This is a genomic window from Streptomyces sp. NPDC102451 (assembly GCF_044765485.1).
GTDB lineage: Bacteria > Actinomycetota > Actinomycetes > Streptomycetales > Streptomycetaceae > Streptomyces.
The window spans coordinates 765858-781354 of sequence record NZ_JBIWKD010000001.1 but is presented as its reverse complement, the minus strand read 5'-3'; the positions used below and the strand labels follow the sequence as shown (position 1 = coordinate 781354).

Sequence of the window (15497 nt, the reverse complement as noted above, 5' to 3'; positions counted from 1 at the left end):
GAGGAGCCCTGACTCAGGGTGAGCACCAAGCCGACCACCACAGACCTCCAGTGGACCGAATTGGACCAGCGGGCCGTGGACACCGTCCGCGTCCTCGCCGCGGACGCCGTACAGAAAGTCGGAAACGGCCACCCGGGTACGGCGATGAGCCTCGCTCCTGCCGCGTACACCCTCTTCCAGAAGGTGATGCGCCATGACCCGGCGGACGCGGACTGGACCGGACGCGACCGGTTCGTGCTGTCCGCGGGCCACTCCAGCCTGACGCTGTACATCCAGCTCTACCTGGCCGGATACGGCCTGGAGCTGGACGACCTCAAGGCGTTCCGCACCTGGGGCTCCAAGACGCCGGGCCACCCGGAGTACGGCCACACCACGGGTGTCGAGACGACGACCGGCCCGCTGGGCCAGGGTGTCGCCAACGCCGTGGGCATGGCGATGGCCGCCCGTTACGAGCGCGGTCTCTTCGACCCGCAGGCGGCCGCCGGCACCTCCCCGTTCGACCACACCATCTGGGTCATCGCCGGTGACGGCTGCCTCCAGGAGGGCATCTCGGCCGAGGCGTCCTCGCTGGCGGGCCACCAGAAGCTCGGCAACCTGGTGCTGCTGTGGGACGACAACCACATCTCGATCGAGGGCGACACGGAGACCGCGGTCTCCGAGGACACCCTGAAGCGCTACGAGTCCTACGGCTGGCACGTCCAGCGTGTGGACCAGCTGCCCAGCGGCGACCTGGACCCCGAGGGTCTGTACCGCGCGCTGCAGGCCGCCAAGGCCGAGACGGAGCGCCCGTCGTTCATCGCGGCCCGCTCGATCATCGCCTGGCCCGCCCCGAACGCCCAGAACACCGAGGCCGCGCACGGCTCGGCGCTCGGCGACGACGAGATCGCGGCCACGAAGCGGGTGCTCGGCTTCGACCCGGAGAAGACCTTCGAGGTCTCCGACGAGGTCATCGCGCACACCCGTGAGGCGCTGGACCGCGGCCGCGAGGCCAAGGCCGAGTGGGAGAAGTCCTTCGCCGCCTGGCACACCGCGAACCCGGAGCGCGCCGCCGACTTCGACCGCATCGCCGCGGGCGAGCTGCCCGAGGGCTGGGAGAACGAGCTCCCGGTCTTCGAGGCCGGCCACGGGGTCGCCACGCGTGCCGCCTCCGGCAAGGTCCTCCAGGCGCTCGGCGGTGTCATCCCCGAGCTGTGGGGCGGCTCCGCCGACCTCGCGGGCTCGAACAACACCACGATCGACAAGACGTCGTCGTTCCTCCCGGCCGGCAACCCGCTGCCCGAGGCCGACCCGTACGGCCGGACGATCCACTTCGGCATCCGCGAGCACTCCATGGCCGCGGCCATGAACGGCATCGCGCTGCACGGCAACACCCGCATCTACGGCGGCACCTTCCTGGTGTTCTCCGACTACATGCGCAACGCCGTGCGCCTCTCCGCGCTGATGCACCTCCCGGTGACGTACGTGTGGACGCACGACTCGATCGGCCTCGGCGAGGACGGCCCGACGCACCAGCCGGTCGAGCACATCGCCTCGCTGCGCGCGATCCCCGGCCTCAACGTCGTCCGCCCGGCGGACGCCAACGAGACGGCGATCGCCTGGCGCGAGATCCTCAAGCGCGGCAAGAAGGACTACGGGAAGAGCGCCCCGCACGGTCTGGCGCTGTCCCGCCAGGGCCTGCCCACCTACGCGGCGAACGAGAACGCCGCCAAGGGCGGTTACGTGCTCTTCGACGCCGAGGGCGGCGACGCGCAGGCCGTTCTGATCGCCACGGGCTCCGAGGTCCAGCTGGCCGTCGAGGCCCGCGACGAGCTCCAGGCGGCCGGTGTGCCGACCCGTGTGGTCTCGATGCCGTGTGTCGAGTGGTTCGAGGAGCAGGACCAGGCGTACAAGGACAGCGTGCTTCCGCCGTCCGTGAAGGCCCGGGTCGCCGTCGAAGCGGGTATCGGCCTCACCTGGTACCGGTATGTGGGCGACGCGGGCCGGATCGTCTCGCTGGAGCACTTCGGTGCGTCGGCGGACGCCAAGGTCCTCTTCCGCGAGTTCGGCTTCACCGCCGCGCACGTGGTGGAAGCCGCCCGGGAATCTCTCGCCTCCGCTGCGCGCTGACGCGGTTATACGACTAGTAGGAGATGCAATTCTCATGACAGACGCACTCAAGCGCCTCTCCGACGAGGGCGTGGCGATCTGGCTGGACGACCTGTCGCGCAAGCGGATCACGTCCGGCAACCTGGCCGAGCTGATCGACCAGAGCCACGTCGTGGGTGTCACGACCAACCCGTCGATCTTCCAGAAGGCGATCTCCTCGGGCGACGGTTACGAGCAGCAGCTCACCGACCTCGCGGCCCGCAAGGTCACCGTCGAGGAAGCCATTCGGATGATCACCACGGCGGACGTCCGTGACGCCGCCGACATCCTGCGTCCGGTCTTCGACGCGACGGACGGTCAGGACGGCCGGGTCTCCATCGAGGTCGACCCGCGCCTGGCGCACAACACCCTGGCCACGGTCGCCGAGGCCAAGCAGCTGGCCTGGCTGGTGGACCGGCCGAACACGCTCATCAAGATCCCGGCGACGAAGGCCGGCCTGCCGGCGATCACGGAGACCATCGGGCGGGGCATCAGCGTCAACGTGACCCTGATCTTCTCCCTGGAGCGCTACCGCGAGGTCATGGACGCCTACCTGGCGGGCCTGGAGAAGGCGAAGGCCGCGGGCCTGGACCTCTCCAAGATCCACTCGGTCGCCTCGTTCTTCGTGTCCCGCGTGGACACCGAGATCGACAAGCGCCTGGACGCGGTCGGCAGCGACGAGGCGAAGGCCGCGAAGGGCAAGTCCGCCCTCGCCAACGCCCGCCTCGCCTACGAGGCGTACGAGGAGGTCTTCGCGGGCGACCGCTGGACCGCCCTCGACAAGGCGCACGCCAACAAGCAGCGCCCGCTGTGGGCCTCCACCGGCGTGAAGGACCCGTCCCTCAAGGACACCCTGTACGTCGACGACCTCGTCGCCCCCAACACGGTGAACACCATGCCGGAGGCGACCCTGGAGGCCGTGGCCGACCACGGCGACATCACCGGCAACACCGTCGCCGGTGGCTACGACCAGGCACGTGCCGACCTCGACGCCGTCAAGAAGCTCGGGGTCAGCTACGACGACGTCGTCCAGCTGCTGGAGGACGAGGGCGTCGACAAGTTCGAGGCCGCCTGGAACGACCTGCTCAAGTCGACCGAGGCCGAGCTCGAGCGCCTCGCTCCTTCGGAGGGCTGACCACCTTGTCTGGTGTTCCCGGAGCCAACCCGCTCCGTGACGCCCAGGACCGACGGCTCCCGCGCATCGCGGGGCCGTCGGGCCTGGTGATCTTTGGCGTCACGGGCGATTTGTCCCGTAAAAAGCTGATGCCCGCCGTCTACGACCTGGCCAATCGCGGCCTGCTGCCGCCGGGCTTCTCGCTCATCGGCTTCGCGCGCCGCGACTGGGAGGACGAAGACTTCGCCCAGGTCGTCCACGACGCCGTGAAAGAGCATTCCCGCACCCCGTTCCGCGAAGAGGTCTGGCAGCAGCTCAGCCAGGGCATGCGCTTCGTCCAGGGCAACTTCGACGACGACGTCGCGTTCGAGACCCTCAGGGCGACGATCGAGGAACTCGACAAGGCGCAGGGCACGGGCGGCAACTTCGCCTTCTACCTGTCCGTGCCGCCGAAGTTCTTCCCCAAGGTCGTCCAGCAGCTCAAGAAGCACGGGCTGGCCGACCAGAAGGAAGGCAGCTGGCGACGGGCCGTCATCGAGAAGCCGTTCGGCCACGACCTGGAGAGCGCGCAGGAGCTCAACCACCTCGTGCACGACGTCTTCCCGCCGAACGAGGTCTTCCGCATCGACCACTACCTCGGCAAGGAGACGGTCCAGAACATCCTGGCGCTGCGCTTCGCCAACACGATGTGGGAGCCGATCTGGAACAGGTCGTACGTCGACCACGTCCAGATCACGATGGCCGAGGACATCGGCATCGGCGGCCGGGCCGGTTACTACGACGGCATCGGCGCGGCCCGTGACGTCATCCAGAACCACCTGCTCCAGCTGCTGGCGCTGACGGCGATGGAGGAGCCCGGCTCCTTCCACCCCAAGGCCCTGGTCGCCGAGAAGCTGAAGGTGCTCACGGCGGTGGAGCTGCCCGAGGACCTCGGCAGTCACACGGTGCGCGGTCAGTACACGCACGCGTGGCAGGGCGGGGAGGAGGTGCCCGGCTACCTCGAGGAGGAGGGCATCGACCCCAAGTCGAAGACCGACACCTTCGCCGCGATCAAGCTGACGATCAACAACCGCCGCTGGGCGGGCGTCCCGTTCTACCTCCGTACCGGCAAGCGCCTCGGCCGCCGGGTCACCGAGATCGCGGTCGTCTTCAAGCGCGCCCCGTATCTGCCCTTCGAGTCCGGTGCGACGGAGGAGCTCGGCGGCAACGCCCTGGTCATCCGGGTGCAGCCGGACGAGGGGGTCACGGTCCGGTTCGGCTCCAAGGTGCCCGGCACGTCCATGGAGGTGCGGGACGTCACGATGGACTTCGCGTACGGCGAGTCCTTCACGGAGTCCAGCCCGGAGGCGTACGAGCGGCTCATCCTCGATGTCCTGCTCGGCGACGCGAACCTCTTCCCGCGCCACCAGGAGGTCGAGCTCTCCTGGAACATCCTCGACCCGATCGAGGAGTACTGGGACAAGCACGGCAAGCCCGCCCAGTACGCGGCCGGCACCTGGGGTCCGGCCGAGGCCGACGACATGCTCGCACGCGACGGACGGAGCTGGCGCCGGCCATGAAGATCGATCTCACGGAAACCACGTCCAGCAAGATCAACCAGGCCCTCATCTCGGCCCGCCGGGACATCGGCTCCCCCGCCGTCGGCATGGTCCTCACCCTGGTCATCGTCACGGACGAGGAGAACGCCTACGACGCCCTCAAGGCGGCGAACGACTCCTCGCGCGAGCACCCCTCGCGGATCATCGTGGTGATCAAGAGGGTCAGCCGTTCGCCGCGTGCGCGCCGCGACGCCCGGCTCGACGCCGAGATCCGGGTCGGCTCCGACGCGGGCTCGGGTGAGACCGTCGTCCTGCGTCTGCACGGTGAACTGGCCAACCACGCCCAGTCCGTGGTCCTGCCGCTGCTGCTGCCGGACGCCCCGGTGGTGGCGTGGTGGCCGGAGGACGCTCCGGCGGATCCGGCCAAGGACCCGCTGGGCGCGCTCGCCCAGCGCCGTATCACCGACACCTACTCCGCCGAGCACCCGCTCGACGAGCTGTCGGTGCGGGCGGCGACGTACCGGCCCGGGGACACGGACCTGGCCTGGACCCGCATCACCCCGTGGCGCTCGATGCTGGCGGCCGCGCTCGACCAGCAGCCCGCGCAGGTCGTCTCGGCGACGGTCGAGGGCGAGTCCGACAACCCGAGCTGCGAGCTGCTCGCGATGTGGCTCGCGGACCGGCTCGGGGTCCCGGTCGAGCGGACGCTCTCCGGCGGTCCCGGTCTGACGGCGGTGCGGCTGGAGACCAAGAACGGCGTGATCGTCCTGGACCGGCCCGACGGTTCGCTGGCGACGCTCTGCATGGCCGGGCAGCCGGACCGTGCGGTCGCGCTGAAGCGGCGGGAGACCGCCGAGCTCCTCGCGGAGGAGCTGCGCCGTCTGGACCCGGACAACATCTACGAGGCGACGGTGAAGTTCGGCGTGGAGCGCCTCGGCGGTCCCACCGAGGCGTCGTCCGTCGGTACGGGGCAGAAGCGGGCGGAGCCGGCCGGCTCGGCCGCGCCTGCCGCGAAGAAGGCGGCGGCCAAGAAGGCGGCGTCGAAGTGAGTGCTCCGCAGCTCGTCGTGCACCGCGACAAGGAGCTGATGGCCCAGGCCGCGGCGGCCCGGCTGATCACGAAGATCGTAGACGCCCAGGCCGCCCGCGGTTCCGCCTCGGTGGTCCTCACCGGCGGACGCAACGGCAACGGCCTGCTGGCCGCGCTCGCCGGCTCGCCCGCCCGGGACGCGATCGACTGGTCGCGCCTCGATCTGTGGTGGGGCGACGAGCGGTTCCTGCCCGAGGGCGATCCGGAGCGCAATGTCACGCAGGCCCGTGAGGCCCTGCTGGACAGGGTGGAGCTGGACCCCGCGCGGGTCCACGCGATGCCCGCGTCGGACGGGCCGTACGGCAACGACGCCGACTCCGCGGCCGCGGGGTACGCGGCGGAGCTCGCCGCCGCGGCGGGCCCGGAGGACCATGGGCCCGTACCGACGTTCGACGTGCTGATGCTGGGCGTCGGCCCGGACACGCATGTCGCGTCGCTCTTCCCGGAGCTGCCCGCGGTGCGGGAGACCGAGCGCACCGTCGTCGGTGTGCACGGTGCCCCGAAGCCGCCGCCCACCCGTGTCTCGCTCACGCTGCCCGCCATCCGGGCGGCGCGCGAGGTGTGGCTGCTGGCCGCGGGTGAGGACAAGGCGGAGGCGGCGGAGATCGCGCTGTCCGGGGCCGGGGAGATCCAGGCACCGGCGGCGGGGGCCTACGGCCGCAGCCGCACGCTGTGGCTGCTGGACGCCCCGGCCGCCTCCCGGCTGCCGCGCGCGCTGTATCCGCCCGCCTCGGCGTAGGCGAGCAGCACAGAGGCCGGTCCCGCTCCGTGGAGGAGCGGGGCCGGCCTCCTGCATGCGGGCGCCATGGGCGGGCCCGGGTGTGTCAGCGGGACGGCGTCTCGAACACCAGGAGCAACACCGCCACCGACGGTGCCATCGAGGCGATCGCGCACCAGAGGCGCAGCGTCGTCCAGCGGCGCAGCCGGGGCAGCGACCATGCGGTGATCAGGGCCACCACGGTGAGAGCCGTGCCGAAGACGGCCACGGCGTCGATCGCGGACAGGCTCCGCTCCAGCTCCTGGGAGCAACCGCGGGTGCCGCAACTCCCGCGGTTGACATGGACGAGCGAGCCGAGGAGGAACGCGACCGGGGCGAGCAGCACCAGCGAGAGGGTCGCGACGAGCGGCGCCACCCAGCCATGGGGGTCGCGGTCGGAAGGACCCGGGGAGGCACCGGCACGGAACGCCGCCGGGTTCTGCGGCGGGAAGCCGCCGGGGCCGGCGGAACCACCGGGTGCCGGCTGCCGGTTGAAGGGATCTGGAGTCGCCATACGAGCATGAAACCCTCCGAGCGGCCCTCGGGGAACAGGGTGGCGTACTCACTCCCGTACGCGGGTGTACTCACCCCGCACCAGGAACGGCTCCAGCAGGCCGGGGACGGCCTCCGCGGCGAAGGTCAGGCCCTCCGAGGCGTCGGTGTCGTGCGCGGTGTAGGCGCCGCCTCCGGCGGCCGTCGTGGCGGTGACGCTCAGCAGCCCGGCGCGGCGCTGGAACCAGGACTGCCGCACGGTCCAGCCGATCACGCCGTTCCGCTGCAGGGCCGCCGTGGAGCGCCGGAGCGTCCCGGAGCGGGTCACGAGGTACGCGCCGCTCAGCGTGTGCCCGAGCGACCGGTAGGCGTCGAGGGCGAGCGCCACGGCGAGGGGCAGGCCCACGACGGCGCAGCCGAGGGCGATCCACAGCAGGACGGGCGTCAGCAGGGCACCCAGGACCGTCAGGACCAGTACAGGGGCGAGGACCGCCGTGACGGCCCGGCGCAGCCGCCGGCCCCGGGCGGCGGGCGGGTGCGGTGCGAGCGGGGCACCGGTCGGCGCGACGGGCTCCCGCAGCACCTCGGCGGCTATCGCGTCGGCGAAGGGCCGGGGCGCGGCCGGCAGCAGGGTGTCGTGGTCGGCCCCCTGGGACTCCTCGTCCTTCGCCAGGCCCGTGGTGATGGCGTCCACCCGGGCCGCGCCGGCCAGCCGTACGCCCAGGGGCTCCACCAGGTCCACCCCGCGCAGCCGCCGCTCCTCGACGGACAGCGAACGGGAGGTCAGCAGCCCGCGCCGCACCCGCAGGGTTCCGCCCGGTTCACGCTCCAGGCGGTAGTTCCACCACATCTCGACCCAGAGGCCGAGCGCCCCGGCGACGCCCGCGACCAGCGCCGCCACGGCCAGGACGGTGATCGCCCAGACCAGCGGGGTGTCCCGGAAGCGGTCGGCGACCCAGTCGATCACCTCGCCCTGCGCGCCGACCCACTCGCTGATCTGCAGGACACCGCCGACCGCCGCGCCGCCGAGCGCGGGGGCGACGAAGGAGACGGGCGCGTAGCGGATCCAGCGGGGGTCGAGCCTGGCCAGCTCGCCGTCGCGGTGCGTTCCCGGGGCCTCCTGGCCGGCGCGGTCGAGGAGTTCGCGGCGCAGCCGCTCGCCCTCGGCGCGGGTGACGGGGTCGAGTTCCAGCGTGGACTCGCCGCCGGTCTGCTCACCGGTGCCGATACGGACCGTGACCAACCCGAGTATCCGTTGCAGCGGGTGGGCGGTCAGATCGACGCTGCGGATCCGCTCGCGGGCCAGGGAGCGCCGTTTGACCAGCAGGAGACCGGTGTGCAGCTCGACCCGTTCGCCGCCGACGCGGTAGCGGGTGCGCCGCCAGCGTACGTAGTCACCGGCTGTGGCACAGCCGATCAGAAGGGCGGCTCCGGCCAGGGCCCAGCCGATGGCCGCCGGATAGCCCAGCCGCCCGGACAGCCCCGCCACGGCCGGGACGGCGGCGCCCACGGCCACCCCCGCCGTGACGAGCGCGGTGACGAGGACCGTACGCCGGTGGATCCGCCGCCACGGGGGGCCGGTCTCGTCGGCGGCGGTGCTCATGTCGCGTCACCTGGCGTGTCCTGGGTGATCCGGGTGAGCCGCTCGGCGAGGTCGGCGGCCGTCTCGTGGCCGAGGCCCTCGATCCTCACCGCGCCCTTGGCGGAGGCGGTGGTGACGGTGACCGTGGCCAGCCCGAAGAGCTGCTCAAGGGGGCCGCGCACGGTGTCCACGGTCTGGATGCGTGACATCGGCGCGATCCGCCACTCCCGCAGGAAGACCCCGGTCCGTACGTAGACCGCCTCGTCGGTGACCTCCCAGCGGTGGGTGCGGAACCACCAGAGGGGGAAGAGGACGGCGCAGGACAGTCCTGCGACCGCCAGCACGGCGGCGGGCGTCCACAGCCAGAACCTGGCCGGGGCGATGAACGCCCCGAGGATGCCCAGGACCGCCACCGGGGCCGCCGTCAGCAGCAGCCACTGGGCCCGCCACCACCCCACGGCACCGCGGTCCGGCCGGTTGCGCGGCGGCCTGAGCCGTACCGTCCCCTCCCCCGTGGTCATCGCTCAGCGGCCCCGCAGCGAGCGGTACGTCGAGACGAGCGCGGCGGTGGAGCTGTCCAGCTGCTCGCCGCCGGTGCCCTCGGTGAGGACCGGCTCGATCTTCTTGGCGAGGACCTTGCCGAGCTCGACGCCCCACTGGTCGAAGGAGTCGATGTTCCAGACGGCGCCCTGGACGAAGACCTTGTGCTCGTACAGCGCGATCAGCTGGCCGAGCACCGACGGGGTGAGACGGTCCGCGAGGATCGTGGTCGTCGGGTGGTTGCCGCGGAACGTCTTGTGCGGCACGAGCTCCTCGGGCACGCCCTCCGCGCGGACCTCCTCGGGCGTCTTGCCGAAGGCGAGGGCCTGGGTCTGGGCGAAGAAGTTCGCCATCAGCAGGTCGTGCTGGGCGATCAGCCCGGGCAGCAGGTCCTGGACCGGTGCGGCGAAGCCGATGAAGTCGGCCGGGATGATCTTCGTACCCTGATGGATCAACTGGTAGTAGGCGTGCTGCCCGTTGGTGCCGGGGGTGCCCCAGACGACCGGGCCGGTCTCCCACTCCACCGGATTGCCGTCCCGGTCCACGGACTTGCCGTTGGACTCCATGTCCAGCTGCTGCAGGTACGCGGTGAACTTGGACAGATAGTGGCTGTAGGGCAGCACCGCGTGCGACTGGGCGTCGAAGAACTCGCCGTACCAGATGCCCAGGAGGCCCAGCAGCAGAGGGGCGTTCTCCTCCGCGGGGGCGGTGCGGAAGTGCTCGTCGACGAGGTGGAAGCCGTCGAGCATCTCGCGGAACCGGTCGGGCCCGATGGCGATCATCAGCGACAGGCCGATCGCCGAGTCGAAGGAGTACCGGCCTCCGACCCAGTCCCAGAACTCGAACATGTTGGCCGTGTCGATGCCGAAGTCCGCGACCTTCTCCGCGTTGGTCGACAGCGCCACGAAGTGCTTGGCGACGGCTTCCTGACCGGCCCTCAGCTCGGTGAGCAGCCAGTCGCGGGCCGAGGTGGCATTGGTGATGGTCTCGATCGTCGTGAACGTCTTGGACGCGACGATGAAGAGCGTCTCGGCCGGGTCGAGGCCCTGCACCGCCTCGTGGAGGTCCGCGCCGTCGACGTTCGACACGAAGCGGACGGTCAGCGAGCGGTCCGTGAAGGAGCGCAGCACCTCGTACGCCATGGCGGGGCCGAGGTCGGAACCGCCGATGCCGATGTTGACGATGTTCTTGATCGGCTTGCCGGTGTGGCCGGTCCACTCCCCCGCCCTGACCCGGTCGGAGAAGGCGGCCATCCTGTCGAGGACGGCGTGCACGGCGGGCACCACGTTCTCGCCGTCGACCTCGATCACGGCACCCCGCGGGGCGCGGAGCGCGGTGTGCAGGACGGCGCGGTCCTCGGTCGTGTTGATCTTCTCGCCGCGGAACATCGCGTCCCGCAGCCCGGCCACGTCCGTGGCTGCGGCGAGCTCGCGCAGCAGCCGCAGCGTCCCGTCGGTGACCAGGTGCTTGGAGTAGTCGATGTGGAGGTCGCCGACCCGGAGGGTGTACTGCTTCCCCCGGTCCGGCGCATCGGCGAACAGCCGCCGCAGATGCGTCCCCCCGAACTCCTCACGGTGCTTACCGAGAGCCGTCCACTCGGGCATCTGGTTGAGCTTGGCTCGGCTTTGTGCGTTCATCCCGGAAATCGCCCACTTCTCTCGTACCTGCAACCTTCCCCGCTGCCCCTCCAACCTAATTGATCAGGGGGGTGCGACGGGGCATCGGTGAGCCGGTGAACGGCATACGGATTCCGGCCGGGCACCCAGGGGGTGACCGGCCGGTGAAAAGTCGGGTCCGAACGAGAGGCTTCTAGATCTCGCCGCGGAGTTTCGCGAGGGCTTCGGCGAGGATCGCCTCGCCGTCCGCGTCACTGCGCCGCTCGCGCACGTACGCCAGGTGCGTCTTGTACGGCTCGGTGCGCGGCGGGGCCGGCGGGCTGTCCTTGTCCTGTCCGGCCGGGAAGCCGCAGCGCGGGCAGTCCCAGGTCTCCGGTACCTGCGCGTCATGGGCGAAGCTCGGCTGCGTCTCGTGCCCGTTCGAGCACCAGAAGGAGATGCGGGCGCGTGGCGCGGACTCGCCGCGCTCGGCCTCCCCCATCGGCCCCGCTCCGACCCGGCTTCCCCGGATCGCGTTGCCACTTGCCACGGTCGTAACTCCCTGCGTGATGGTGCTCGAAGATGCCCCAGTCTACGTAAGGCCCAACGCGCGTCCAGTGAAAGGAGTTACACCGTCACCGGGAATCGCGAACGACGGGTCAGCTGTCCAGCTTGATGAGCAGAGCAAGGACGACAATGCACGCGAACCATGCCAGACCGACCACGACGGTGATGCGGTCGAGGTTCCGTTCGGCGACCGACGAGCCACCCACGGAGGACTGCATTCCACCACCGAACATGTCGGAAAGGCCGCCGCCCTTTCCCTTGTGCATCAGCACCAGCAGCATCAGCAGCAGGCTGAAGACGATCAGGGCGATCTCGAACGCCAAAACCACGGCTGGTCCCTACTTTCCGGAATTCCTAGGACTGCATGTACGAACAGCGGGGGCCCGGGGGTAGACCCCCCTCGGCCCCCGCAAGGGTACGACGGATCCGCGCTACCGCATACTCACTGGTCGCGGAAGCGGACGATCTTGACGAACTCGTCGGCGTCGAGCGCGGCGCCGCCGATGAGGGCACCGTCCACATCGGGCTGCGCCATGATGGCCGCGACGTTGCCGGACTTCACCGAGCCGCCGTACTGGATACGGACGGCGTCGGCCAGCTCCTGCGAGTACAGCTCGGCGAGACGGCCGCGGATCGCACCGCAGACCTCCTGGGCGTCCTCGGGGGTGGCGACCTCGCCGGTCCCGATGGCCCAGACCGGCTCGTAGGCGATCACGATGGACTCGGCCTGCTCGGCCGGGACGTCCTTCAGCGCGCCGTCGAGCTGCGCCAGCGTGTAGGAGACCTGGTCACCGGCCTTGCGGATGTCCAGGCCCTCGCCGACACAGAGGATCGGGGTCAGGCCGTGCTTGAAGGCGGCCTTCACCTTGGCGTTGCAGATCTCGTCGTTCTCGCCGTGGTACTGGCGGCGCTCGCTGTGGCCGACGGCCACGTACGTGCACTTCAGCTTGGCGAGCATCGGGCCGGAGATCTCACCGGTGTACGCGCCGGAGTCCTGCGCCGAGATGTCCTGGGCGCCGTACTTGATCTTCAGCTTGTCGCCGTCGACCAGCGTCTGCACGGAGCGCAGGTCGGTGAAGGGCGGCAGGACGGCGACCTCGACCGCGTCGTAGTCCTTGTCGGCCAGGGCGAAGGCGAGCTTCTGGACGTGCGCGATGGCCTCGAGGTGGTTGAGGTTCATCTTCCAGTTGCCCGCCATGAGCGGGGTACGGCCTTGTGCGGGAGCAGTCATTGAGGGTCAGTCCTCCAGTGCGGCGAGTCCGGGAAGCGTCTTGCCCTCGAGGTATTCGAGGCTGGCGCCGCCACCGGTCGAGATGTGTCCGAATGCGTTCTCGTCGAAGCCCAGGATGCGGACGGCGGCTGCGGAGTCCCCGCCGCCGACGACCGTGAAGGCATCGGAGTCGATGAGGGCCTGGGCGACCGCCTTGGTGCCCTCGGCGTAGTCGGGGTGCTCGAAGACGCCCATCGGGCCGTTCCAGAACACGGTGGCCGCGTCGGCGAGCTTCGAGGCGTAGAGCTTGTTGGTCTCCGGGCCGTTGTCCAGGCCCATCACACCGGCCGGAATGGCGTCGGCGGCCACGGTCTCGGGGTGGCCCGGGGTCTTGGCCTTGAGGTCCGGGAACTGCGCCGAGACGACGACGTCGACGGGGAGGACGAACTCCACGCCCTTCTTCTCGGCACGCTCGAGGTAGCCGAGCACCGCCGGGATCTGGTCCTCCTGGAGGAGGGAGCTGCCCACCTCGTGGCCCTGGGCCTTGAGGAAGGTGTAGGCCATCCCGCCGCCGATGAGGATGCGGTCGGCCTTCTCCAGCAGGTGGTCGATCACGCCGAGCTTGTCGGAGACCTTGGAGCCTCCGAGGACGACGACGTAGGGGCGCGTGACGTCCTCGGTGAGCTTCTTCAGGACGCCGACCTCGGTGGCGATCAGGCCTCCGGCCGCGTGCGGCAGCCGGGCCGGGAGGTCGAAGACCGAGGCGTGCTTGCGGTGGACCGCGCCGAAGCCGTCACCCACGTACACATCGGCGAGCTCGGCGAGCTGATCGGCGAAGGCGCCGCGCTCGGCGTCGTCCTTCGACGTCTCGCCGGCGTTGAAGCGGAGGTTCTCGATGACGGCGACCTGGCCGTCGGCGAGACCGGCGACGGTCGCGCGGGCGGACTCGCCGACGGTGTCGGTCGCGAAGGCGACCTCGGTACCGAGCAGCTCACCGAGGCGCGCGGCGGCGGGGGCCAGCGAGAAGGCCGGGTCCGGGGCGCCCTTGGGGCGGCCGAGGTGCGAGGCGACGACGACCCGCGCGCCCGCGGCGGCGAGCGCGGCGATCGTCGGCCGGACGGCGCGGATGCGGCCGTCGTCGGTGATCGTGGTGCCGTCCAGCGGCACGTTGAGGTCGGCACGGACGAATACCCGCTTGCCCGCGACCCCTTCGGCGAGAAGTTCGTCGATCGTCTTCATCTCTGTTCCCATACTCCTTGGAAGGACGGATGAGCATGCGAGGGGGCTCGAACGGCGCTGCGTCGCACCGTCCGAGCCCCTCACATCACACCTGGATGCCTGCCGATCCTAGGATCAGAGCTGGCCGCCGACGAAGACGGTCAGGTCGACGAGGCGGTTGGAGTAACCCCACTCGTTGTCGTACCAGCCGAGGATCTTCACCGTGTTGCCCTCCTGGACCATGGTCAGGGAGGAGTCGAAGGTGCAGGACGACGGGTCGCCGACGATGTCCGAGGACACGATCGGGTCCTCGGTGTAGGTCAGGAAGCCCTTGAGGTCGCCGTCGTCGGACGCCTTCTTGAACGCGGCGTTGACCTCGTCCTTGGTGACCTCGCGCTGCAGGGTCACGACGAGGTCGGTGGCGGAACCGGTCGGGACCGGGACGCGCATCGCGATGCCGTCGAGCTTGCCCTTGAGCTGCGGGAGGACCAGCGCGGTCGCCTTGGCGGCGCCCGTAGTGGTCGGGATGATGTTCTCGGCGGCGGCGCGGGCACGACGCAGGTCCGAGTGCGGGAAGTCCAGGATGCGCTGGTCGTTCGTGTACGCGTGGACCGTCGTCATCAGGCCCTTGACGATGCCGAAGTTCTCGTCGAGAACCTTGGCCATCGGCGCCACACAGTTGGTGGTGCAGGAGGCGTTGGAGATGACGTGGTGGTTGGCCGCGTCGTACTTGTCCTGGTTGACGCCCATCACGATGGTGATGTCCTCGTCCTTGGCCGGAGCCGAGATGAGGACCTTCTTGGCGCCACCGGCGATGTGCTTCTCGGCGTCGGCCTTCTTGGTGAAGATGCCGGTCGACTCGATGACGATGTCGACACCCAGCTCACCCCAGGGGATGTCGGCCGGGTTGCGCTCGGAGAGCACCTTGATGGTGTGACCGTCGACGGTGATGGTGTCGGCGGTGTGGCTGACCTCTGCTTTGAGACGACCCAGAATGGTGTCGTACTTCAGCAGGTGAGCCGTGGTCGCAGTGTCACCCAGGTCGTTGACAGCCACGATCTCGATGTCCGCACCCTGCTCCAGCAGCGCGCGGAAGTAGTTACGACCGATGCGGCCAAAGCCGTTGATGCCTACGCGGATCGTCACGAACCGATCTCCTCGTTAGGAACGCCGGTTTCGATGCCGGCGAGTTTTATAGGGATGTCCCCGACCGCCTCCGACCCTACCTCTCCGAAGCCTCGGGAGTGACATCGAGAGCGGTGGTGCGAAAAGGGATCCCCTTACTCCCGAGTAGGAGTAAGGGATTCCGGTCGCGGAGGGCTGCCGGGACGGCCACCGTCCGCGGCACGTCACCAAGCGTCAACACCCGCCGGAGCCGGGCCCCTTGCGGCGACGAGGCGGCCGACGGCGCCCCTCGGGCCGATATCACCGGGAGTCACCGCGGCGGTCGCTGACGCGCGCTCAGCTGCCGGGGTTCGCCCTCCGCGGGTGGCGGCAATGGTCTCCGCGGCATATTCGCCGAAGTGCGATGCGGCGAACCGCGAGCTCCACGCTCAATTGCGCGGAGCGGCACTCAATCGATAAAGACTTCGGGCCGTGCACACTTTCGGGAGACACGGACTCGGATGCGGAAGCGGATACGGCCGCGGATACGGACGCGGAACCGGGGAA

General features: G+C 70.2%; 14 protein-coding genes. 5 read left to right on the top strand and 9 right to left on the bottom strand.

What is annotated here, in order from left to right; all coding sequences use genetic code 11:
- Positions 1-18: 18 nt before the first annotated feature.
- The 5 genes from tkt to pgl are packed head-to-tail and all read left to right on the top strand — an operon-like array spanning position 19 to position 6604.
- On the top strand, positions 19-2106 hold the full coding sequence (gene tkt / locus ACIRD8_RS03660) for a transketolase (RefSeq protein ID WP_403985553.1): 2088 nt from the start codon (positions 19-21) through the stop codon (positions 2104-2106).
- Positions 2107-2140: 34 nt separating this feature from the next.
- Positions 2141-3259 (top strand): transaldolase, encoded by a 1119-nt coding sequence (gene tal, locus ACIRD8_RS03655; protein WP_403985551.1) that lies wholly within the window; start codon positions 2141-2143, stop codon positions 3257-3259.
- A gap of 5 nt (positions 3260-3264) precedes the next feature.
- Positions 3265-4797, top strand: coding sequence for a glucose-6-phosphate dehydrogenase (gene zwf / locus ACIRD8_RS03650; protein ID WP_403985549.1), 1533 nt, complete (start codon positions 3265-3267; stop codon positions 4795-4797).
- Positions 4794-5825, top strand: coding sequence for a glucose-6-phosphate dehydrogenase assembly protein OpcA (opcA, locus tag ACIRD8_RS03645; protein WP_403985547.1), 1032 nt, complete (start codon positions 4794-4796; stop codon positions 5823-5825). Before zwf ends, opcA begins: the two co-directional genes overlap by 4 nt.
- Positions 5822-6604, top strand: coding sequence for a 6-phosphogluconolactonase (gene pgl, locus ACIRD8_RS03640; protein ID WP_403985546.1), 783 nt, complete (start codon positions 5822-5824; stop codon positions 6602-6604). The genes opcA and pgl overlap by 4 nt, the downstream gene beginning before the upstream one ends.
- A gap of 85 nt (positions 6605-6689) precedes the next feature.
- On the opposite strand, the gene ACIRD8_RS03635 is transcribed toward pgl, so the two are convergent.
- The 9 genes from ACIRD8_RS03635 to gap all read right to left on the bottom strand — a co-directional run bounded on the left by ACIRD8_RS03635 (position 6690) and on the right by gap (position 14972).
- On the bottom strand, positions 6690-7136 hold the full coding sequence (locus ACIRD8_RS03635; protein ID WP_403985544.1) for a hypothetical protein: 447 nt from the start codon (positions 7134-7136) through the stop codon (positions 6690-6692).
- Between the two features lie 48 nt (positions 7137-7184).
- Positions 7185-8717, bottom strand: a complete 1533-nt coding sequence (locus ACIRD8_RS03630) for a PH domain-containing protein (protein WP_403985542.1) — start codon at positions 8715-8717, stop codon at positions 7185-7187.
- Entirely contained in the window at positions 8714-9217 is a 504-nt protein-coding gene (locus ACIRD8_RS03625) for a PH domain-containing protein (RefSeq protein ID WP_403985540.1), read from the bottom strand. Before ACIRD8_RS03625 ends, ACIRD8_RS03630 begins: the two co-directional genes overlap by 4 nt.
- A 3-nt stretch (positions 9218-9220) precedes the next feature.
- Positions 9221-10873 (bottom strand): glucose-6-phosphate isomerase, encoded by a 1653-nt coding sequence (gene pgi / locus ACIRD8_RS03620; protein WP_403985538.1) that lies wholly within the window; start codon positions 10871-10873, stop codon positions 9221-9223.
- 172 nt (positions 10874-11045) lie between these two features.
- Entirely contained in the window at positions 11046-11381 is a 336-nt protein-coding gene (locus tag ACIRD8_RS03615) for an RNA polymerase-binding protein RbpA (RefSeq protein WP_403985536.1), read from the bottom strand.
- A gap of 109 nt (positions 11382-11490) precedes the next feature.
- Positions 11491-11727: a preprotein translocase subunit SecG gene (gene secG, locus ACIRD8_RS03610; protein WP_014156893.1), complete on the bottom strand. Its 237-nt coding sequence runs from the start codon at positions 11725-11727 to the stop codon at positions 11491-11493.
- Between the two features lie 113 nt (positions 11728-11840).
- Entirely contained in the window at positions 11841-12629 is a 789-nt protein-coding gene (gene tpiA, locus ACIRD8_RS03605; protein ID WP_403985534.1) for a triose-phosphate isomerase, read from the bottom strand.
- A gap of 6 nt (positions 12630-12635) precedes the next feature.
- On the bottom strand, positions 12636-13847 hold the full coding sequence (locus ACIRD8_RS03600; RefSeq protein WP_403985532.1) for a phosphoglycerate kinase: 1212 nt from the start codon (positions 13845-13847) through the stop codon (positions 12636-12638).
- 114 nt (positions 13848-13961) lie between these two features.
- The gene (gene gap, locus ACIRD8_RS03595; RefSeq protein ID WP_403985530.1) at positions 13962-14972 is read right to left on the bottom strand and encodes a type I glyceraldehyde-3-phosphate dehydrogenase; all 1011 of its coding nucleotides are present in this window, start codon (positions 14970-14972) and stop codon (positions 13962-13964) included.
- Positions 14973-15497: the final 525 nt, after the last annotated feature.

Coding starts and splice junctions, on each gene's coding strand:
- ACIRD8_RS03630 (WP_403985542.1), bottom strand. CDS start 8,717: ATGAGCACCGCCGCCGACGAGACCGGCCCCCCGTGGCGGCGGATCCAC.
- ACIRD8_RS03635 (WP_403985544.1), bottom strand. CDS start 7,136: ATGGCGACTCCAGATCCCTTCAACCGGCAGCCGGCACCCGGTGGTTCC.
- tpiA (WP_403985534.1), bottom strand. CDS start 12,629: ATGACTGCTCCCGCACAAGGCCGTACCCCGCTCATGGCGGGCAACTGG.
- ACIRD8_RS03625 (WP_403985540.1), bottom strand. CDS start 9,217: ATGACCACGGGGGAGGGGACGGTACGGCTCAGGCCGCCGCGCAACCGG.
- opcA (WP_403985547.1), top strand. CDS start 4,794: ATGAAGATCGATCTCACGGAAACCACGTCCAGCAAGATCAACCAGGCC.
- tal (WP_403985551.1), top strand. CDS start 2,141: ATGACAGACGCACTCAAGCGCCTCTCCGACGAGGGCGTGGCGATCTGG.
- pgi (WP_403985538.1), bottom strand. CDS start 10,873: ATGAACGCACAAAGCCGAGCCAAGCTCAACCAGATGCCCGAGTGGACG.
- ACIRD8_RS03600 (WP_403985532.1), bottom strand. CDS start 13,847: ATGAAGACGATCGACGAACTTCTCGCCGAAGGGGTCGCGGGCAAGCGG.